Origin of the sequence: Corynebacterium hiratae (genome assembly GCF_009708045.1) — a bacterium.
GTDB lineage: Bacteria > Actinomycetota > Actinomycetes > Mycobacteriales > Mycobacteriaceae > Corynebacterium > Corynebacterium hiratae.
This window is the reverse complement of sequence record NZ_VIOG01000006.1, coordinates 109,942-130,466: the sequence shown is the minus strand read 5'-3', so window position 1 is coordinate 130,466 and position 20,525 is coordinate 109,942. Positions and strand designations below refer to the sequence as shown.

At 60.9% G+C, this 20,525-nt stretch carries 18 protein-coding genes and 2 pseudogenes; 8 read left to right on the top strand and 12 right to left on the bottom strand.

Going from position 1 to position 20,525, the window contains the following annotated elements; all coding sequences use genetic code 11:
• Both FME68_RS06945 and FME68_RS06940 read right to left on the bottom strand, forming a co-directional pair.
• Window positions 1-2,142: a hypothetical protein gene (locus tag FME68_RS06945; protein ID WP_328287754.1), complete on the bottom strand. Its 2,142-nt coding sequence runs from the start codon at window positions 2,140-2,142 to the stop codon at window positions 1-3.
• Window positions 2,139-2,723: pseudogene (locus FME68_RS06940) on the bottom strand (NUDIX hydrolase); the annotation flags it as partial. The gene FME68_RS06945 and the pseudogene FME68_RS06940, both read right to left, overlap by 4 nt.
• 46 nt (window positions 2,724-2,769) lie before the next feature.
• On the opposite strand from FME68_RS06940, the gene FME68_RS06935 reads away from it, so the two are divergent.
• The 4 genes from FME68_RS06935 to FME68_RS06920 are packed head-to-tail and all read left to right on the top strand — an operon-like array spanning window position 2,770 to window position 5,874.
• Window positions 2,770-4,203 carry a CCA tRNA nucleotidyltransferase gene (locus tag FME68_RS06935; protein ID WP_144013728.1) on the top strand — a complete coding sequence of 478 codons (1,434 nt, stop codon included), beginning with the start codon at window positions 2,770-2,772 and terminating at the stop codon, window positions 4,201-4,203.
• 2 nt (window positions 4,204-4,205) lie between these two features.
• The gene (locus FME68_RS06930; protein ID WP_070512915.1) at window positions 4,206-4,805 is read left to right on the top strand and encodes a YqgE/AlgH family protein; all 600 of its coding nucleotides are present in this window, start codon (window positions 4,206-4,208) and stop codon (window positions 4,803-4,805) included.
• A 35-nt stretch (window positions 4,806-4,840) separates the two neighbouring features.
• On the top strand, window positions 4,841-5,557 hold the full coding sequence (locus FME68_RS06925) for an AzlC family ABC transporter permease (RefSeq protein ID WP_158396853.1): 717 nt from the start codon (window positions 4,841-4,843) through the stop codon (window positions 5,555-5,557).
• Complete coding sequence (locus FME68_RS06920) at window positions 5,542-5,874, top strand: branched-chain amino acid transporter permease (RefSeq protein WP_144013730.1); 333 nt, start codon at window positions 5,542-5,544, stop codon at window positions 5,872-5,874. Before FME68_RS06925 ends, FME68_RS06920 begins: the two co-directional genes overlap by 16 nt.
• A 10-nt stretch (window positions 5,875-5,884) precedes the next feature.
• On the opposite strand, the gene FME68_RS06915 is transcribed toward FME68_RS06920, so the two are convergent.
• From FME68_RS06915 to FME68_RS06900, 4 genes are all read right to left on the bottom strand, one after another.
• Window positions 5,885-6,193, bottom strand: coding sequence for a hypothetical protein (locus tag FME68_RS06915; protein WP_158396851.1), 309 nt, complete (start codon window positions 6,191-6,193; stop codon window positions 5,885-5,887).
• 6 nt (window positions 6,194-6,199) lie between these two features.
• A complete protein-coding gene (locus FME68_RS06910) occupies window positions 6,200-7,159 on the bottom strand; it encodes a bile acid:sodium symporter family protein (RefSeq protein WP_144013731.1) in 960 nt (319 codons plus the stop codon).
• Between the two features lie 74 nt (window positions 7,160-7,233).
• Window positions 7,234-7,605, bottom strand: coding sequence for a Rieske (2Fe-2S) protein (locus tag FME68_RS06905; protein WP_158396849.1), 372 nt, complete (start codon window positions 7,603-7,605; stop codon window positions 7,234-7,236).
• A 511-nt stretch (window positions 7,606-8,116) separates the two neighbouring features.
• Window positions 8,117-8,581 carry an SdpI family protein gene (locus FME68_RS06900; protein ID WP_158396847.1) on the bottom strand — a complete coding sequence of 155 codons (465 nt, stop codon included), beginning with the start codon at window positions 8,579-8,581 and terminating at the stop codon, window positions 8,117-8,119.
• Between the two features lie 156 nt (window positions 8,582-8,737).
• Here FME68_RS06900 and FME68_RS06895 point away from each other — a divergent pair, with 156 nt between their 5' ends.
• Together FME68_RS06895 and FME68_RS06890 are read left to right on the top strand one after the other, a co-directional pair.
• Window positions 8,738-9,973 carry a dicarboxylate/amino acid:cation symporter gene (locus FME68_RS06895; RefSeq protein WP_158396845.1) on the top strand — a complete coding sequence of 412 codons (1,236 nt, stop codon included), beginning with the start codon at window positions 8,738-8,740 and terminating at the stop codon, window positions 9,971-9,973.
• 359 nt (window positions 9,974-10,332) lie between these two features.
• Complete coding sequence (locus FME68_RS06890; protein ID WP_230308921.1) at window positions 10,333-11,538, top strand: HNH endonuclease signature motif containing protein; 1,206 nt, start codon at window positions 10,333-10,335, stop codon at window positions 11,536-11,538.
• Window positions 11,539-11,628: 90 nt separating this feature from the next.
• On the opposite strand, the pseudogene trpA reads toward FME68_RS06890, so the two are convergent.
• From trpA to FME68_RS06860, 6 genes and pseudogenes are all read right to left on the bottom strand, one after another.
• Window positions 11,629-12,458: pseudogene (gene trpA, locus FME68_RS06885) on the bottom strand (tryptophan synthase subunit alpha).
• The gene (gene trpB, locus FME68_RS06880; RefSeq protein ID WP_158396841.1) at window positions 12,458-13,672 is read right to left on the bottom strand and encodes a tryptophan synthase subunit beta; all 1,215 of its coding nucleotides are present in this window, start codon (window positions 13,670-13,672) and stop codon (window positions 12,458-12,460) included. Before trpB ends, trpA begins: the two are co-directional and overlap by 1 nt.
• Window positions 13,673-13,717: 45 nt before the next feature.
• A complete protein-coding gene (gene trpCF, locus FME68_RS06875) occupies window positions 13,718-15,100 on the bottom strand; it encodes a bifunctional indole-3-glycerol-phosphate synthase TrpC/phosphoribosylanthranilate isomerase TrpF (protein WP_158396839.1) in 1,383 nt (460 codons plus the stop codon).
• Window positions 15,078-16,115: an anthranilate phosphoribosyltransferase gene (gene trpD / locus FME68_RS06870; protein ID WP_158396837.1), complete on the bottom strand. Its 1,038-nt coding sequence runs from the start codon at window positions 16,113-16,115 to the stop codon at window positions 15,078-15,080. Before trpD ends, trpCF begins: the two co-directional genes overlap by 23 nt.
• Window positions 16,115-16,759 carry an anthranilate synthase component II gene (locus FME68_RS06865; protein WP_158396835.1) on the bottom strand — a complete coding sequence of 215 codons (645 nt, stop codon included), beginning with the start codon at window positions 16,757-16,759 and terminating at the stop codon, window positions 16,115-16,117. Before FME68_RS06865 ends, trpD begins: the two co-directional genes overlap by 1 nt.
• On the bottom strand, window positions 16,756-18,255 hold the full coding sequence (locus FME68_RS06860; protein WP_158396833.1) for an anthranilate synthase component 1: 1,500 nt from the start codon (window positions 18,253-18,255) through the stop codon (window positions 16,756-16,758). Before FME68_RS06860 ends, FME68_RS06865 begins: the two co-directional genes overlap by 4 nt.
• 431 nt (window positions 18,256-18,686) lie before the next feature.
• Here FME68_RS06860 and FME68_RS06855 point away from each other — a divergent pair, with 431 nt between their 5' ends.
• Together FME68_RS06855 and FME68_RS06850 are read left to right on the top strand one after the other, a co-directional pair.
• Complete coding sequence (locus FME68_RS06855; RefSeq protein WP_158396831.1) at window positions 18,687-19,670, top strand: ABC transporter substrate-binding protein; 984 nt, start codon at window positions 18,687-18,689, stop codon at window positions 19,668-19,670.
• Window positions 19,667-20,524: an ABC transporter permease gene (locus FME68_RS06850; RefSeq protein ID WP_328287753.1), complete on the top strand. Its 858-nt coding sequence runs from the start codon at window positions 19,667-19,669 to the stop codon at window positions 20,522-20,524. Before FME68_RS06855 ends, FME68_RS06850 begins: the two co-directional genes overlap by 4 nt.
• Window position 20,525: the final 1 nt, after the last annotated feature.

Sequence of the window (20,525 nt, the reverse complement as noted above, 5' to 3'; positions counted from 1 at the left end):
CTATCCGTGAGACTTCTTTTTCTTCCGCTTACCCAGCCGGAACAGTGCGGCAAGGACGAGGGCGAGCGCGGCGATCGCGCCGACTCCATAGACGCTAACGATACCGGCACGCGTCTGCACCGTAATGTCGATTGGATCCGAAATGAGGTGCTCAGATGGTGTTGCTAGCCACAGGCGCAGCGACATCTGGTCAACGTCGCTCGGCAGGTCAGCGGTCATGGACACGGTAATGGATCCCTTGGCCGGAATGTGAATCAAGTCCTGCGTGTTCAAGGTGGCGCCGTCCGGGGCATCGTAGGCCAGGTGGGCGTCGACAGGCAGCGGCAGGCCGTTCTCCGCCACGATGAGCAGCGGCGATGACTCCGAAACGCGAGTGTAGACGTTGCCTGGCGGGATGAGGGAGACGGAGGCGCGGAGCTCGCGCAGCATATTCGCGTTCTTCTCCAGCCGCGCGCGGCTCTGCTTCACCGAGGGCGTGAAACCGTGCAGGCTGGAGCGGTCGGTAGCGCTCAGCGCCGTGAGCAGATCGTGGCGCAGGGGCGCCGTGAAGCTATAGCGCGTCATGGCGATGCCTGGATCATTAACCATGATGGACATCAGCTCGTCGGTATAGCGCGCCTGCTGTGTCACCTGCGTGATCTCGGCGTCGTGAAACGCCGCGGGATCTGGATACGGGCTGCCGGGGGTACCGCTGCCCTCCTCCACATCTAGCGCGGTGACGGGGCGCGGCTGGAGGCGCCCAGAATCAAGGAGCCTCTGCGCTGCTTCCATCACCGCACGCGCGGCGGCTGGGTCCTGGTAGTTCGGCAACTTGGCCACGGTCTCCTCTTGTGCGGACGCCACGCTTATCGACGCCCCCGCCGTCAGCGCCCGCGCCTGCTCCGAATCCATGGAAAAGTCATAGCGCAGCTCCGGGTTGGAGTACCCGGTGGTCTGTGGTTTCGAGCCGGTTTGGGCTAAGAGTGCGCCGAGGGAAGCATCGAAGGTGGCGGCCTTGCCTGCCCATTCGGAGTTATCCGCTACCAGCAGCGGGACTGGCATTGCGTGCTCGCTTGTCCCGGAGGCCGGCGCGGTCAGTGGCGTGCTGAGCGGGGCGCCGAGGATGCGCTCGATGGTGGCCGCGCCCTGCTCGACGGCCTCGTGGGTGAGCCACTCGTTTCCTACCTGGGCCACGGCGTCGGTGTCTGCGTTGGCCCACGGCATGAGCATGCGGCAGTCCACCTTTTTCAGTTTCTCCAGCCACGCGGCGGCGTCTTGGGCACCCGCGCCCGGTTCACCGCGATCGGAATCGGACTGGGTGAACCAGGAATCGCGCAGGCGGGTGGGGCGTTTGGCAATGGAGGGGCGGGTCTCGTTGACGGTGTAGCCGGCGGACATGCGGTCGGCGGCGTCGACAAGCGCAGGGTCCAGGGCCACGCAGCCGGAGCCGTGCAGATCATGCTCCAGGTAGGCATCGAGCAGCTGATCGAGGCGCCCGCCCGGCGAGAGCTGCTCAGCCAGCTGCTCGCTTTCTAAGATGAGCTCCTCGCCGCCGGTATCACCTGGGACCACGTCCACTTGGGCGGTGATGGGATAGACCAGGGAAAAGGAATGCTCGCCCTCCTCTTCGGCATCCGGCTCTTCTCCTTGGAAATCCAGGATCGTCCGCTCCTCCGCGAAACTGGCCGCTTGGCCGTCGCGGGTGCCGGTCAAGGTAAACAGGAGCGGGTACGCGCCGGGCTCCGTGATGGCCAGGGTCGAGTCCTCCCCCAGAGCGGTGGGCACCTTGACGGTGACGTCGCGGCTCTCCCCCGGTTGGAGCGTCCCTGCGCCGAGCGAGGCCCCATAATAAGGAAAGGATCCTGCGGCCAGCTCTTGGCGGGCCTGCGTAGTGGAGGTCACGGCAGTGCTGCGGCGGGAGGTGATCTGGAGATCATCAACGGCGCTCTCGGTTGGGTTGTGGATGCGCAGCTGCAGCTCCAGCGTCTCCCCTACCCGCGCCTCGCTCGCGCTGAGCAGGCTCAGCTCCAGCTCATCAGGTCCGCGGGAGCCGAGCCAGTAGTGGGAGTCGGTGATCCCAGTATCGAGGGTTTCCGCCTGGGCCACGGGGACGGTGCAGCCCACCGCCAAGGCCGCGATGGCCGCCGCTGCGCGCCAGCTCACCGCGGGGTCGCCTTTCCTTCGGCAGCTTCCTTTCGCGCGAGATCCGGAAGAAGGTCGTGGGCGATGCGCGCCAGCTTGCGCTCGTCGGCATAGGCCAGGTGCTCGATGAGCTCGGAGACCGGGATCCAGGACACCTCCGTGACCTCCGGGTCTTCGTCGTTCATGATGCCATCGACAAAACGCAGCAAATGATGGTGCACGGTCTTGTGAATGCGCACGCCATCGGAGACGAACCAATAATCGATCATGCCCAGGTCCGCGAAGACCTCGCCGTGGATGCCGGTCTCCTCCCAGACCTCGCGCTCGGCGGTCAGCTCCTTGGCTTCGCCGTTTTCTACATGGCCTTTCGGCATGGACCACAGCAGGCGGCCGCGGCGGTCCAGCCTGCCGATGAGCGCCACATAGATCTGTGAGAGGTCTACGTTGCCGTCCTCGTCGACGGCCTCCGCCAATCCGGACACGACGAGTCCGCCCGCGGACGTCTCGTCCCGCGTGGTCATGCGGTTGGTGGACGTGCGCTGGGGGCGTCCCGTGCGGTGGTTCCGGTGGCCCGTGCCCCGCCGGCGGCGGCGCTTGGACCCTGGCGTGTTCTTAGTCATCCCTGCTAATCGTAGTAGACTTCGATCCGTGAATTTTCAGGACACTCAGCTAATCGGCGTTCTCGCCCGCGCGGACGCCACCGTCGCCCGGCTCAGTGGCCTCTTAAGCGGCCTGGTGGAACGCTTTGCGCTTCACGACGCCCCCCTCTACCTCGTCGGCGGTTCCGTCCGCGACGCGCTGCTCGGCCGCCTGGGCAACGATCTCGACTTCACCACCCCGGCCCGGCCCGACGTGGTCTATTCCATCCTCGAGGAGTGGGCGGAGACCGTATGGGATACCGGCATTGACTTCGGCACGGTCTCGGCGGCCTATAAGGGCCAGCAGATCGAGATCACCACGTTCCGCTCAGATAGCTATGACGGGCAGTCCCGCAACCCCGAGGTCATGTACGGCGATACCCTCGAGGGCGATCTCGTGCGCCGCGATTTCAAGGTCAATGCCATGGCCATCGAGCTGCGCCCCGACGGTACCCGCGAATTCCACGATCCGATGGGCGGCCTCGAAGACCTGGCGAACCGCATCCTCGATACCCCGGATGCGCCGGAGATTTCTTTCCACGATGATCCCCTCCGCATGCTCCGTGCAGCGCGGTTTGCAGCGCAGTTGGAGTTTGACGTCGCCCAGCGCGTGCGCGATGCCATGACCGACATGGCGGGCGAAATCCAGCGCATCACCGTGGAGCGCGTGCAGGTAGAGCTCAACAAACTCATCTGCGGAACTGCGCCGTGGAAGGGCATTGACCTGCTCGTTGACTCCGGGATTGCTGACTACGTTTTTCCGGAGATCCCTGCTTTGCGCATGGCGCCGGACGAGCACGCGCAGCACAAGGACGTGTACGCGCACTCGCTGACCGTACTTCGGCAGGCCATGGAGCAGGAGGAAGACGGTCCCGATCTCATTCTTCGGTGGGCCGCCCTGCTCCATGACATTGGCAAGCCGGATACCCGCGACACCACCGACGGCAAGGTGAGCTTCCACCACCACGAGGTGGTGGGCGCGAAGCTCACCCGTAAGCGCCTGCGCAAGTTGAAGTTCCCCAAGGCGACGACCGAGGATATTGGCCAGCTGGTCTACCTCCACATGCGTTTCCATGGTTTCGGCGATGGCCAGTGGACCGATTCCGCTGTGCGCCGCTACGTCACCGATGCCGGCGATCTCCTTCCGCGCCTGCACAAGCTCGTTCGCGCTGACTGCACCACCCGCAACGAACGCAAGGCCCGCCGCCTGCAGCGCACCTACGATCAGTTGGAGGAGCGCATCGCGGATATCGCCGCCAAGGAGGATCTTGCACGCGTGCGCCCGGATCTCGATGGCAACGAGATCATGGAGATCCTCGGCCTTGAGCCCGGCCCCGAAGTGGGCCAGGCCTGGTCTTACCTCAAGGAGCTCCGCTTGGAAGAGGGGCCCCTCGAGCGCGAGGTGGCTATTGCGAAGCTGCGCGAGTGGTGGAATTCTAGATAGGGATGTACGCAGACAGACTTTTCAACGCCCTCGAGCGCAACGATCCCGCCCCTGGCCAGCTCCTTGTGGCGGCGCCCGACACTCTCACGCCCCACTACAACCGTTCCGTCATTCTCATCACGGAGCAGCACGCCGGGCGCACGTATGGTGTGGATCTGACCAACCGCTCTGAGGTCGCCCTCTTCAATGTCATGCCGGAATGGGTACCCGTAGCGGCCAAGCCGCAGGCCCTCTATATCGGCGGCCCGCACAACCAGCAAGCGGCCATCGGTGTGGCGCTGACCCGCCAGGGCGTGGACATTGAGAAAGAGCCTTCGCTGAATCGCCTCGCCCCGCGCGTGGCGCTCGTCGATCTGCGCGTGAGCCCGGAGGACGTCACCGATCTGGTGGAGGGTATGCGCTTCTTCGCTGGTTTCTTTGAGTGGGGCCCGGGCGAGCTGGATGAGGAAATTGACCGCGGCGAGTGGTACGTGGCCCCCGCCCTGCCCCAGGACGTGGTCTCCTCAGGCTCGACCGATACGTGGTCGGACGTCATGCGCCGCCAAGCCATGCCCCTGCCGCTGTTTGCGACCTTCCCGCGCTACATCGATGAAGATAATTAGAGCTCTTCGCTTCTCCCTGCGCTAACATCTCTGCCATGCGCGCGGAGATCATCAAGGCTATACGGACTTGCATGCCCATCGCTGTGGGGGTGGTGCCGCTGGGCCTCGCCTTCGGCGTGCTCATGGTCCAGACCGGCTTCGACTGGTGGTGGACCCCTATCTTTTCCATCGTTATTTACGCCGGCTCGATGGAATTCCTTGCTATTTCCATGGTGACCGGCGGCGTGACGCCCGCCGTGGCTGCGCTCACGGGTTTCATGGTCAACTTCCGGCACATCTTTTATGGATTGACCTTCCCGCGCGATCAGATTTCGGTACGCCTCGGCCGCGCCTATTCCACGTACGCGCTTACCGACGAATCCTATGCCGTCCTCTCCACTTTTCCCCGAAACTTGCAGCCGAGCGGCGCCTTCGTCTTCACGGTGCAGTTGTACTGCCAAGTGCTGTGGGTCGGTTCCGGCATCGTCGGCGCGGTGGCCGGGCAAGCAATCCCGCCCTCTGTGAAGGGACTGGAGTTTGCCCTCGTCGCACTGTTCATCGTCCTTGCCATCGATTCCTTCCAGAACAACAAGGACTACTCGCTTCCCCTGTCCGCGGCGGCCCTGGGAATCCTCTCGGGCTTTGTATTTCCCGGACAGCTGCTCATGGTGGCGCTGTCCGCCTACTTTGTGTTGCTCGTGGTGCGCTACCTCTCCCCTCGCGTCGATAGCGCACTGATTCTGCGGAGGGAGGCGTCATGCCAGCCGGAGTAACCCTAGCCAGCATCTTCGCCGTGCTGATCCCCGTCGGGATTGTGACCGTCGTGCTGCGTTGGCTTCCCTTCGCCTTCGTGAAGGCCCTGAAGGGTAGCCAGTTCATCAGCATGCTCGGGTTCACCATGCCGGTCGGCGTGATGACAGTTCTGGTGGTCTATACCTTATTCGGTCAAGCCCGCGATACGGGAAGCATTGTTGCTCCCCTCGTAGCCGCCGCTGTGACCGCCGCGTTGCACCTGTGGCGCCGCAATTCCGGTCTTTCCATCTTCGGCGGGACGGCCTTCTACATGGTGCTGGTGAATCTCGTTCTGTAGCGCGGGTGCTCTAAAAGTCGCCGAATAGCGCGATGGCCCCGGTCCACAGGGAGTGGAACTGGAAGGCGTCGATAAGCTCGGCGTCGATGTCGGGGAACGTGTCGTAGGTGTCAGGGTGCGGCACCACTTGCTGTGGGATGTTGGCGTCACCCACCGAGGCGGTCGGCGTTGCGGCGCCGACGATGGCGTCATTCGGCGCGAGGGCAATCATACGCAACATGGAGCAAGCCTCGTTGCTGATTTCCTCGAGTTCCGCGATGTGGATGGCGGTGCCGACCTCCGGGACAGTCATGGTGGTGCGAACGTAAAGCTTTTTCATGTGGTCTCACTCTACCCGCGAATAGCGAGCCGCCATAGACGCGCAGATCATCAATTGCACCTGGTGGTAGATCATGAGCGGGAGGATAAGGAGCCCCAAAGACGTGCCACCAGAGGCGAAGATCACCGAGGCCATGGGCAGACCCGTGGCGAGGGACTTTTTCGAACCGCAGAACTGGATGGCGATGGTGTCTTTTCGGTCGAAGCCCAGCTTTCTGCTCACCACTTTGGTCAGCCAGAGCATGAAGAAGACGAATGCAGTTGAGAACACAATCTGGAACAGAATCTGCCAGACGCTAATTGACGCCCATATCCCGTCCACCATTCCCTTCGAAAAGGCGGCATACACCACCATCGCGATGGAGCCGCGATCCACCACTTTGGTGGCTTTGCTGGCTGCGACTTTTCCTACCCACTTTCTTGTTAATTGCCCGAGCACGAAAGGCAGAAGCAGAAGCACGGAAATCTCGAGGAAGACGGAGCTATCGATGTGGATGCCGTCGCCGGCACCCATGAGCGCCATGACAAGTAGGGGCGTGAGAAAGACGCCGGCCAGATTCGATGCGGACGCGGAGACAATTGCGCCGGGAACGTTTCCGCGCGCGATGGACGTGAAGGCTACCGATGATTGGACCGTTGATGGAACCAAGGTGAGGTAAAGAATGCCCAGGTATAGATCGGTTGGGATGAAAGCCGTGAGTGGACGGAGTGCGAGACCGATGATCGGATACACCACGAAGGTAAAGACCAAGATGGTCAGATGGAGTTTCCAATGCTTGACGCCGTTGATTGCTTCGCGCGTTGACAGCCGGGCTCCGTAGAGAAAGAAGAGGACGGCGATTGCGATGTTCGTGAGGACGTCGAAGGTATCCGCAAAGCTGCCTCGCGCGGGAAGAACGATGGCGACCGCAACGGCGCAGAGGATGAGGACAATGAGGGGATCGAGTCTTTTGAGGCGCTCAAGCATATAACAGAGTGTAGACGCCCCTCAAGGTTTCACGTGAAACATCTTTTCAGTCCCGGAGTACCCGGGGATGCTCTTTAGGCTGACACATTCTTGATTGTTCCCCCGTCATTCTCCACGCCGTACTCCGTGAGCGGCTTGGCGCTGGGACCTCCGGTCACTTCGCCGGTGCCGAGGTCAAAGCTGGAATAGTGGCTGGTGCAGGTGGCGGTCATGCCCTCGATTTTTGTAATGAGGGATCCCTGGTGCGGGCAGGTTTGGGAGTAAGCTTTGAACTCCCCTTCCGTGGGTTGAGCAAAGATCACCTTGTCCACGATGATGGCTGATCCAACGGGAATATCCGTCGCAGCTATTTCGGCGGAAGGTTCTTTGCCGCAGGCGGCGAGATAGGCACCGGCGAACGAGGTGGCAGTACCGAGGAGGAAGAGGCGGCGGGAACACGTAGTCATGGTGCTTACTCTATCTGATCGGCGTGTTCCATAGTGTGCGGTATAGCGTTCTTAACTGAGTTTGCCATCCCACACAGGTAACTCTTCTTCCCTACTGCCGCTGAAATCGTAGGATCCGTACGATGTACCGACATCGCTATAGATGGTCCCTGGCGAAGCTACGTGTCGTCCGCCCCGTGAATCGTTCGTGAAGGCATAGGTTGCCCCAGCGCCCAGAACGCTAATGCTGAGTGCGGCTGCGGCGATGATTCGGATTGCTCGGGTGTTAACGCTTTTCTTCATGCCATCCATAGTGCGCCGTAGGTTAAAGGTTGTCACGAGACGATGCCGGCTTCCCACTAAGTTGGCGTTGAGTTCCCAGTCATCTTTCAGACTGGGGTCTGTACACAAAGGGCCATTCCGATGGTGAGTATCGCCCACCATTGGAATGGCCTTTGGAATAATAATGTTAGTGACGAAACGCGAGCAATCAAGATGTCACTATAATAACGTCACTGTACGTTATTGATTGCTAGCGAGGATTGCTGTTATCGGCACGCTTTGCAGCAGTGCGGGCCGCGGAAACGTCGACAGTCGGTGCCTCTCCCCCGCACCCACCGTCGCCACAGTTGCAGGATTCACCGCAACCCTCATCCTCTTTGTGGGCTTGATCCCAGAGATACGCCGCGCGGGCGCCCATATTGGAACCGACCGAGAGTGCGAGAACAGCTACGACGAACGTGAGTGCTGGGATCAACCACATCCAACCCTCGGCCCGCAGCGCGATGATTCCGCCAAACACTAAAGCGACGCCGGCGAGGAACCAGAACGGTCCTGCAACGGCGTGGGCATTATCCCAAGCTTCCTTAGTCTTGCGGATCTCCGCGAGGCGCAAACCGACGACGCTATTACCCGGGAGCTTCCGGAGCGAGGCTAGGCCGCCGACGACGATAAAGATGGCGGCCACGATGAGGAAGATGATTCCGACTACGAGCATGCCCATAGTCTATCCCGCCCCATAGTTAGGGAGAAAGTCAGTTCAATTTATTCGCACGCTGCTGTAATATACATTTCGTGTCGCTTGGTAGATATTAAAGACTTTATTATCGAGCGAACTGATCAGCGTGGTAGCAACCATAGAAAAGATTCAATCATGACATTTAAGAGTGTTCTCAACTCTCTGTTGTTCAAGATTATCGTCGCGATAGTCTTGGGCATCATCGTTAGCCAGTTTGCCCCGGAATGGTTTGGCAGGGCTTTCGCAACCTATAACGGCCTGTTTTCAAACTTCCTCGGCTTCTTCATTCCAGTCCTTATCCTTGCTCTCGTGGCCCCGGCAATCGCAGGCCTTGGGCGTGGTGCCGGTAAGTGGTTGGGCATTACTGCGGGAATTGCCTACGGCTCGACTATCGTGGCAGGGCTTATCGCATACGGCTTGACCCAGGTCCTCTACCCCACTTTGCTGGCCGGGCAAACGCTCAATACCGAGGTTTCTGACATCGATGCGGGAGCTCTGGAGCCGTACTTTACGGTTGAGATGCCAGCGCCTTTCGAAGTGATGACGGCGCTGCTGCTGTCCTTCTGTATCGGCGTAGCTATGACGACTGTGAAGTCGGATAATCTTTACGCAATTACGAAGGAATTTGAGAACGTCGTCATTAAGGTCATTTGGGGTTTCGTGATCCCCCTTCTGCCGATCTACATCTTCGGTATGTTCCTCTCCTTGGGTATGAATGGAAATATCGGTACCGTGATGATCGCCTTCACTAAGGTGCTTCTGCTCGCGGTTATGATGACCTTGGTCTACCTGGTCCTGCAGTACATTATCGCTGGCGCGATTGCGGCCAAGAATCCATTCTCCGCACTGAAGAACATGGCCCCGGCGTACTTTACTGCGTTGGGTACGTCTTCCTCTGCGGCTACTATTCCGGTCACTCTCGACGCCGCACTGAAGAATGGAATCTCCAAACCGGTGGCAGGTTTCGTGATTCCGCTTTGCGCGACGATTCACCTTTCTGGTTCGATGATCAAACTCACCCTGTACGCTTTCGCGATCGTGTACATGGCTGATGGTATGGAGGCTGACCTTGGGAAGGCCCTTGGCTTCATCTTGCTGTTGGGTATCATGATGGTCGCTGCTCCTGGCGTTCCGGGTGGCGCGGTGATGGTCGCGGTCGGACTTCTGCAAGCGAATATGGGCTTTGATGACTCGATGGTCGCATTGATGATTGCCGCCTACATCGCTATTGACTCCGTGGGTACCGCCGCAAACGTTACTGGCGACGGCGCCATCGCCATGATCGTCGACCGCTTCGCGCGCGATAAGATTGAGGGCCTAGAGGCCGAGGCAGATGCCGAGGCTGCTGACGAAGAGCTCAGCAAGGCCTAAGTTCACGTGAAACCCTGAAGCTTCTACTCCCCCTTTTCCGACATGATATCCGCGATGGATAGTTGGGCGAAGGGGGATTCTTCTTGCCCTAATTTCGGAGAGTTTGCGCAGCCGTGTAGGGGGCTAGTGGCCCGATGCGTAGACTGCGGTTCTGGCCGTGGCGGTTCGGGCCTAAGCCCCATTTTCTTGGGAGAGGTCTTGCGCCTCATTGTTAGAACAGGTATTCTATAGATGGGTGTGGGGGAACGAATTGTTCCGCAAATTTAGGGGTGCAGCTACCCATGGCAACCACAGCACAATCATCTAGGTCACTTCCCACTGCATACTTTTCCCACTCAAATCCGCGTGATCCTGAATGCATGGCTGGTCAGCTCATGCGCAGAATCGAGTACGAATTCTGGTCAGGCGTCCAACCACCACTCGATGAGGACTCCGATACCGCCTTTATGCGCATCGGGCAAAAGACCGGGATATCTCCGGCTCACGTTGCGCGCAATGTCATGGCGCTGATCCGTCTTGATGAAATGCCGAAGCTGCGTGCCCTGCAGAAGGCGGACTGTTTACTGGACATGCAGATGCTAGTTGCTATCGATCAGGTGATGGCAAAGCTTGGCAATCCGACGGCGGCTGTTATAGCGGAAGTGGATGAGAAGCTATCCGTCTGGTTAACGCCGACCAAGCCGAATCAAGTCTTTCCCTCAGTAGAGAAGATACGGCGCAAGGTTCGAGACATCTGCAAGGTGCTCGATGACTCCGTATCCTTCCGTGACAAGCGCAAGAAGAATCGCTACTCTCTTCTCACCCGCGGGGAACGTGGGTTAATCGAGCTAGAAGTGGATAGCAACGTGGGTGTCGTCATCCACGAAACCATCAAGTTGGCAGCAAAGGAACATGGCGTCTCCATGGCCGATGCGCTGGTACTGCTCATTACCGGCAAGATCGAGCCAGAGGCGGGTAAGGTCGTCGTCCACGAATACAAGGCAAAAGACGTCGAGGGTGCGCCGGTCTATGTCCAAGGACATGGGTGGAACGGCGAGGGCGTTCCGGCTTCGAAGACCGTGAGGCGCGATTTCACCACTGCCCCGGAAGCTTGTCAGGGCTACCAGCCGTCGGAATTCTTGAGAAAGTATGTCGAAGGCCGCGACGGCACATGCCGGGCGCCTGGTTGCAATCGTCCTGCATGGGCCTGCCAGTTGGATCACCGGATTAACTACGCGGATGGCGGCCCGACGCATCCGGATAACATGGTGGCCCTGTGCCAGCACCATCACAATATGAAGACAGATGGGCGGGCCTTTTACATCCTGGATCCCGTAACCGGCGATGTCGTGTGGCTGTACGAGGACGGAACCTGGGCGGTCACGGAAGCGACCGGCCCATTGGCACCAGCCTCGAAGGTGTGGGCCCGGACCATTGCGGAAGATGTGGTTGCGCACCGTCGCAAGATGCACGAAGCCGCGCAGGCCCTGAAGGTGGAAATGGATAACGGAACCATGGTCGAAGTATTCGACATGACTGATCCGGCAGATCGCTACACGAATGGCGGAGAGGAGATTCCCTTCTAGGGAAGTGTTTCACGTGAAACGGCCCCCTTCCGCCCTGCCGCGCGTAGGCGCGGATTCTGACGGAAAGAGGCCGTTATGATTTGAACTTAGCTAGGACTGCTTCTGCCTGGTGGCTGCCTTCATGGTGGAGACGAAGTCGGTGACCGCAGCGGCGAGAGTGTCGTTGGGGCGGTTGTCATCGTCGAGGTGGGCATCAACGACCTTGGCCAGAGCGGAACCGGTGATTGCTCCCGCAGCGCCAGCAGCAATGGCGTCGGCAACGTGTTGCGGGGTGGAGATTCCAAAGCCAAGGAGAATTGGTGCACCTCCGAATCGCTTCACGTTGTCCACTACGTCAGCGAGCCCGCGTGTCTCTGACTCCTTCTCGGTGCCGGTAACGCCGTCGCGGGAAATCGCATAGATATAGCCCTTGGAATACTTCGCTACGCCCTCGAGGGTTTTCTCGGAGGCTTGTGCTGGTGCGATGAAAATAGGATCGATTCCTGCTTTGTCGGCTGCGGCGACGAAGGGGGCGCCTTCGCGAACAGGGATATCGGGAAGCAGGATGCTATCGGCGCCGGCCTCGTGAAACTCGGAATAGAAGGTCTCTAGCCCGCGGGTGAAGGGCACGTTGCCGTAGATAAGCATGCCGATGGGCAGGTCCGGGAATTCACTGCGGATCTGACGGATCTGCTCGATAGCGGAATCCACCGTTGCACCGCCGGCGAGCGCGCGAATGTGGGAGGCCTGGATCGTTGGGCCGTCGGCGACAGGATCCGAGAACGGGACACCAAGCTCGAGGGCGTCGGCGCCACCGGCGACGGCGCGCGGACGATGGTGAGGGCGGTCTCGGGATCGGGATCGCTGAGCATGATGAAAGGAACGAAAGCGCCTTCACCGCGTGCGGCGAGGGTGGAGAAGAGTTTCTCGTAGCGGCTCATTACTTGTCCTCCGTGATCTTGAGTTCGGGGTGCTCGCTAAGGGTTCGGCGGACGTGGTCGATGTCCTTGTCGCCACGCCCAGACAGGGAAACGAGAATGGTGATGTCTTCATCCTTGCGCTTGAGGGCATAGGCCAATGCGTGCGAGGACTCGAGGGCGGGGATGATGCCCTCGCGGCGGCTAAGGAGCTGGAAGGCTTCGAGGGCTTCTGCGTCGGTGATGCCAACGTAGGTTGCTCGCCCCGTCTTAGCAAGGTGTGCGTGCTGTGGACCGACGCCCGGGTAGTCGAGGCCAGCGGAGATGGAATAGGATTCCTCAACTTGCCCGTCAGCATTGCGCATGAGGTAGGAGCGGGCGCCGTGGAGGATGCCGATGGTGCCGTTGTTGATGGTGGCGCCGTGGTGCCCGGAATCGAGTCCCTCTCCCCCGGGCTCCGCACCGACGAGTTCGACAGACTCCTCGTCGATGAAATCAGCAAACATGCCAATGGCGTTGGAGCCGCCGCCGACGCACGCGACGACGAGATCCGGCAAACCGCCGGTGCGCTCGATCATCTGGGCCTTGGCCTCTTCGGAGATCACCTTGTGGAATTCGCGGACGATCGTTGGGAAGGGGTGGGGTCCGGCCGCGGTGCCGAGGAGGTAGTGAGATTCGTGGAAGGTGGCGGTCCAGTCACGGAGAGCTTCGTTGACGGCATCCTTGAGCGTGCCGGAACCGGAGTCGACCGGAACAACCTTCGCGCCCATCAGTTCCATTCGGTAGACGTTGGGCTGCTGCCTCTCGACGTCCTTCGCGCCCATGTAGATCACGCAGTCGAGGTCAAGCAGAGCACAGGCTAGGGCGGTCGCCGTGCCATGCTGGCCGGCGCCGGTTTCAGCGATGATACGGGTCTTCCCCATCCGCTTGGCCAGGAGCGCCTGGCCGATCACCTGGTTGGTCTTGTGGGCACCGCCGTGGACGAGGTCTTCCCTCTTGAGGAAGATTCGTGCCTTGCCGCCGAGCTTGGTGGCTTCGGTGAGAGGGGTTGGGCGGCCGAGATAGTCGCGAAGGTAGCCGGCCAGCTCTTCGCGGAAGGTGGGATCGTTCTGGGCATCGACGAAGGCCTTCTCCAATTGGTCGAGCGCCGGGATGAGGGATTCGGGAACGAATTGTCCGCCAAACTCCCCGAAATAAGCGGGTAGGAGGGTCTCCCTGGTGTCCTGTTGGTTGGTCATAGTGTTCCTTTTAGCTAGGGCTTGGAGCAAAGCTTGGGATGGGGGTTAATACGTAAAGTGACGAATGGTGTCGAAGGCCTTGGCGATGAGCGCGGTGTCCTTCCTACCGTTAACCTCTACGCCTGAATTGATGTCGAGGCCAACGGTACCGACGCGGAGAGCATCCGGTAGGTTGTCGGGACTGAGGCCGCCGGCGAGTAGTGCCTTCTTCTTTACGCCGTCCGGAACCGTAGTCCAGTCGAAGGAGCTGCCGGTGCCGCCGGCGCCAGAGTCGAGGATGAGCATGTCGGCGGCGTCGGCAAGCGCGGAGGCAAGGGCGGGAGCATGGGGCGCCTTCATGTCGATGGCGCGCCAGACCTGCCGCTCCCCCGCCACGGCGCGCACTGACTCAATGAGTTCGAGCTCAGCCTCGGTGCTTCCTTGGTAAGGCGCGTGGAGTTGTAGGGCGGCGATGCCGTCGAAGGCAAGCTCCTCCCAGCCGGAGGTGCGGCGAGAGACCGCGACGTAGTTGAGGTCGGGTTCGTGGGCGATGATGTCGAGCGCGGTTTCACGTGAAACATTGCGCGGGGAGGCCTCCTCGAAGATGAATCCTCCGTAGACGGCACCGGCAGCACGGGCGGCCTGGGCCGCTGACCACGTCGTAAGGCCGCAGACCTTGTTGTGGCCATAGACTAGCTCACGGGCGGCCCGGTCGATATCGGGCGTGCCGGTGAGCTGGGAGCCAACGAGGAAGGCATTGGCATGAGAGCCCAGGCGGCGAACGGTCTGATTGTCTCGGATGCCCGACTCGGAGACGATGACCTTGCCAGAGGGAACGTGGTGCGAAAGGCGCTCGGAGCGAGTGAGATCGATGCTGAGGTCGTGGAGGTTGCGGTTGTTAATTCCGATCACGTCGATGCCAAAGGCAGTGGCGCGGGCGACCTCCTCCTCGGTGATGGCCTCGGTGAGGACATCGAGCCCAAGGGAATCCGCCAGCTGCTTGAGTTCCGCGTAGGTGTCGTCATCGACGATCGACATCATGAGCAAAATGGCGTCGGCGCCAAAATAGCGAGCGGCGTAGACCTGAATGGGGTCAACGATGAAGTCCTTACACAAGACGGGCAGGTGCGTGGATAGAGCCACGGTCTGAAGGTGGTCGTAGTCGCCACCGAAACGATCCGGTTCGCACAGCACCGAAATGGCCGAAGCGTAGCGCGAGTACACCCGTGCGATGGCCCCGGGCTCGTAGTGCTCACGAATCAGCCCCAGCGACGGAGAGGCAGACTTGCACTCCATGATGAAGCGGTTGGTGCCGCGGAGCGCATCGTAGAAGGAGCGCTCCGAGCGCGGGAGGGAAGCTAAATCAACGTGCGCCAGGCGCTCACGGATTGCGGGCAGATGCGTGCGGCGCTTGGCGACGATCCCCTCAAGCACGGTCGGCAGAGCCATAGTTTGCCTCCTCGTGCTTCTTCAGCCATGCGGCCACGGTGCCATCCTTGATGAGCTGGTCGGCATGCGCGCCGCCCTCTTGGATGGAGTCGGTCGTGCCATTGAGGTAGAACATCGCGCCGGCGGTCGCGGCGATCGCATCGTGGTGGGCGGGCTTGCCGGTGCCGGCGAAGACGGCGCGCAGAGCTTCGGCGTTTTCCTTGCCGTTGCCGCCGGCGAGGTCAGCTAGCTCGTGGCGGGAAATGCCGAGGTCCTCAGGGGTGAGTTCGTAGTGGGTTATGGTGCCGTCGCGAAGCTCCCAGACCTGGGTGGTGCCGTGGACAGCGATCTCATCGGTGCCGGCGCCGTGGACGACGAGCGCGCGCGTGCGGCCAAGATCCTTGAACACCTCAGCAATGAGCTGACCCTGTTCGGGGTTGGCGATGCCCATGATCTGGAACTCCGGGTGGCCTGGGCTGAGCAGCGGGCCCATGGTGTTGAAGAGTGTGGAGACGCCAAGGCCCTTACGCACCGGTTGCACGTGGGCAACCGCCGGGTTATACGCGGGAGCGAAGAGGAACGTGAAATTCGAGGCCTCGAGTTGGCGGACCGCGCGGTCCGGATCGAGATCAAGCGGAATGCCGAGGGCCTCAAGGACGTCCGCGGAGCCCGACTTGGAGGATACGGAGCGGTTGCCGTGCTTGACCATCTTGACCCCGCCGGCGGAGGCGACGAGGGATGCGCCGGTGGTGACGTTGATGGTGTTAGCGCCATCGCCGCCGGTTCCCGCGGTGTCCATGAGCCCCTTGCCGGTGACAGGGAATGGCCGGCCGGCCTTGATGAAAGCGCGTGCCGCGCCGGCGACATCAGCGAAGGTCTCGCCGCGCGTACGGATGTGAGTAAGGAGGGCGGCGATATGGATGTCGTCATACTCCCCTACCGTCAGCGGGGTGAAGACCTCGATTGCTTGCTCGAGGGTCGGTTCGGAGATATCGAGGAATTCCTGCAGTGTCTTGAGGGCGTGATTATTGGTCATTACTTGGTTCCTTCCATGGTGGGTAGAGAAGAAAGTTGTTCAATGCAGCGTTCGATCATGATGGGACCGGTCGGAGTTAGCACCGACTCCGGGTGGAACTGCAGGCCGAGGGCCATGCCGTCGAGGGTTTCTGCCGCCATCGTGACAGGGCCGATGTCGGTCTCCGTCTCCGCGAGGCTGCGCATCTGGGTGGGAATGCTCGCGCAGCCCAAGGAGTGATAGCGCGCAACGGGGACGAGGCGGCCCACGTAGTTCGGATTATCTGGCTCGGAATCAGTTGTGAGCCCTTGGAAGAGCGGGTGCTTCGCGCCAGCGTCGGTCAGCGTCATGGGCACAGAGGAACCGTGGACTGGGCCGCAGGGCTCGACGGTGCCGCCGAAGTGATCGAGCAGCGCCTGGAAACCCAGGCAGATGCCGAGGATGGGGATGCGGCCGAGGGAGGCGTCGATAAGCTGCATCATCGATCCGGCGTCGCGCGGATGGCCGGGGCCGGGAGAGAGGATGATGATGTCGGGTTGGGCGGCGAGAACCTCCTCCACCGGCACGGTATTACGGAAGACGGTGGTGTTATACCCGGCGAGGGCGTCGACGAGGTTGTAGACGAAGGAATCGTGGTTATCAATGAGGACGACGTGTGGGTTCATCGGATGACCTCCAGGGATGCGTTGTGTGCCTGGGCGATAGCGCTGAGCACCGCGAAGGCCTTGTGGACCGTTTCATCGGCTTCGGATTGGGGGATGGAATCACGAACGACACCGGCGCCCGCTTGGACGACGGCCGTGCCATCCTTGACGTAGGCGGAACGGATGACGATGCAGTTATCCATGGACCCGTCGCCGCGCAGGTATCCGATAGCTCCCCCGAAGGAGCCGCGGCGAGTGCCCTCGGTCTCACGGATAAGCTCCATCGCGCGCAATTTCGGCGCGCCGGTCAGAGTGCCCATGTTCATGCAGGCGCGGTAGGCGTCGAGGGCGTCGAAATCCTCGTGCAGCGTGGCGACGACGCGGGAGACCAAGTGCATCACGCGGGAGTAGCGGTCCACCTGGAGCAGGTCAGCGACCTGGCGGGTGCCGGGGACGGCGACGCGGGCGAGGTCATTGCGCGCCAGGTCCACGAGCATGATGTGCTCGGCGACCTCTTTGGAATCCGTGCGCATCTCGAGTTCGTTTCGGATGTCTAGCTCGTGGGTCGCGCCGCGCGGGCGGGTGCCGGCGACCGGGTAGAGCTGTACCTGCCGGTCGGTGGCCGTGTACTTCAGGTTGGATTCCGGAGAGGCGCCGAAGAGCTCGTGCTCGGTGCCGCGCAGGTAGAACATGTACGGCGAGGGGTTGGTCTCACGCAGCGTGCGGTAGGCGGCAAAGGCATCGGGGCAGTCGAGGCTAAACGCACGGGAAGGGACCACTTGATAAATATCGCCGGCGTGGACGTTGCCTTGGAGGCGCTCCACGTGACGTCGGAAAGCAGCGTCGTCGATGGAGGCGTGCGCGGAGATACGAGGCAATGGCTGTGGGGGCTGGGGCGTGATGGGCTCGGTGCGGGCGGCGCGGTCGAGCTCCTCCTCGAGCGCCTGCTTGTCGACGCCCCACCCCTCGATCTTCGCGGTCTCCGTCAGATGGTCTACGGTGAGGACGTGCTCGGCGACGAGAAACTCATAATCGGGGTATCCGTTGAGTCCGTCGGGAACCGCGGGTAGCTTCTCGAAGGTTTCGACGTAGTCGAAGGCGAAACCGCCACCGATGAAGGGCAGTGATTCACTGGAATACAGTTGGCTGAATTGTAAGGTCCGCAGGATATCCGCGGTGGAGGTGGCGCGGAGGCGGGCGCGCTCATCGTGCTCGGTGGAGAGCTCGAAACTAAAGGTGGCGCTCTCCTCGCTGTCCTGGCTGATCCTGGAGCGGAAGTCCTGGCGAAGCTCGTCGAGGAGCAGCTGGCCAGCGGGCGTTAATGCGGTAGCGGTGACCTCTTGGCCGCGGCAGACGACTTTGAGCGCTGCCTTGGTGATCGCGATACACGTGAGGTTCTTCTTGGACTCAATGTCCGCTGATTCTAAGAGCAGGGAATCCTGCGGCGTGGCGAGGGCATAAAAGAGCGCACTGGCGTCGGGTGTGTACCCAACCTCGCGTTTGGCTGTAAACGGCATACGGTGTCTTTCTTTAACGATGTTGTGTGCTGCCGCGAGCTTTTAAAGAGAGCAAAACGCCGAAAAGCCCGCAGCTGCGGGCCTTAAATATGGGAGAACAACGAGGCCCGCGGGTTACGCGCGCCACCACCAAAGGTTAGAAATGTTCTTCACATCACTGACTCTAACACCGATACCTTCTGCCGTACAGATAAATGTGAGCGGGTACCCCCGTGGGCTCTATGTGCTGCAGGGCCACAGCGAGGTCAGTGATGTAGGAAACATGCAGCTTAAGCATGTGATATAGAACTCTAAAACTGTCAAAGTATAGCTTTTGGAGGGCTAAGAGTACCCCCGTGCGGGAAAAATATTCACAAAACTGCTGCTTAAACGCATGGAAAGAGGCTTAAATAACGGTCACAACAGTCACTCTAGAGTAGAAAAGGACCGTTATGTTCTCTAAAACTGCTGCTGCTCTCTCCGCTCTCGCTCTGAGCGCCGCCGCCCTCGTGGGGTGCTCCTCATCCTCGGACAACGCCGGCGGTGATTCCGGTGGTGGAGACTCCTACTCCATCGGTATCAACCAGCTGGTTCAGCACCCCTCGCTCGACGCCGCCGCGGAAGGTTTCCAGGAAGCCTTCGAGGAAGCGGGCGTGGACGTGGATTGGGACATCCAGAATGCCAATGGCGAGCAGGGCACCGCGGTGTCCATCTCCCAGCAGATGGCAAATGCTAACCACGACCTCTACCTGGCAATCGCCACCCCAGCCGGCCAGGCCATGAGCAAGTCCATCAAGGACAAGCCGCTTCTGTTCACCGCGGTGACGGACCCTGTGGAGGCGGAGCTGGTGGAGTCCCTGGATAAGCCGGGCAAGAATGTCACTGGTACCTCTGACGCCGCGCCCATCGAGGAGCAGGTTGAGCTGATTACCCAGCTGGTCCCAGACGTCAAGACCGTCGGCGTGGTCTACTCCTCCGCCGAGGTCAACTCCAAGGTGCAGGTGGAACAGTTGGCGGAGGCCGCTAAGCCGAAGGGCATTGAGGTGAAGTCGCAGACGGTGACCTCCGTGACGGAGATCCCGCAGGCTGTGGAGGCGCTGGGCGATGTCGATGCCATCTACGTGCCGACCGACAACATGGTTGTTTCCGGCATTTCTTCGCTCATCAAGGTAGCGAATGACAAGACCATCCCGGTCATCGCAGCGGACTCGGGTGCCGTTGAAGGTGGTGCTGCCGCCACCATCGGTATCGACTACAAGGAGCTGGGCCGCCAGACCGGTGAGATGGCGCTGCGCATCCTTCAGGACGACGCAGACCCGGCCGAGACCCCGGTAGAAACCGCCTCTGAGTACACCTACGTCATTAACGAGGATGCCGTGAAGGCACAGGGCGTTGAGGTACCGAAGGAGATCATGGAGAAGGCTGAGAAGCTGTGATTGGTGCACTCGAGCTAGGGCTCATCTATGCGGTCATGGCCGTGGGCGTCTACCTGACATTCCGCGTCCTTGACTTCCCGGACCTGACCGTCGATGGCTCCTTTACCACCGGGGCTGCGACGGCCGGCGTGCTCATTACGAATGGGGTTAATCCCTTTCTGGCATCGGCCGCGGGCTTTGTCACCGGCTTTATCGCCGGCTGCATCACGGGGCTTCTGCACACGAAAGGCCGCATCGACGGTTTGCTTGCGGGCATCCTCACGATGATTGGTCTGTGGTCCATCAACCTGCGCATCATGGGCAGCGCCAACGTTCCGTTGCTCTCCCAAGATTCGGTGTTTACCCCGCTGGATGCAGTAATGGGGTCGTGGGCCGGGGTGGGCTTGCTCGCCCTGGGTGCGGTGTTGCTCTGCCTGCTGATCGTGTGGTTCCTGTCCACGGACCTGGGACTTTCTCTGCGCGCAACCGGTGACAATCAGCAAATGATCACCTCCTTTGGCGTGTCTACCGATTTCACCAAGATCCTGACCCTGGCCTTGTCTAATGGCCTGGTGGGCCTGTGCGGTGCGCTCATCGCGCAGTACCAGGGCTTCGCCGACATTTCGATGGGTATCGGACTCATCCTGGTTGGTCTGGCATCCGTCATCCTGGGACAAGCGGTACTCCCCCAGTCGCGCTTGTGGATGGCCGTGGTTGCGGTGGCGTTGGGCTCTGTGATCTACCGTCTCATCATCTTCGCTGCGCTTCAGGTAGGCCTCAACCCGAATGACATGAAGCTCATCACGGCGCTGCTGGTTATTGTCGCTCTGCTGGTGCCGCGTATGACGAAGGTGCGCGGGAAGAGGAAGGTCTAGA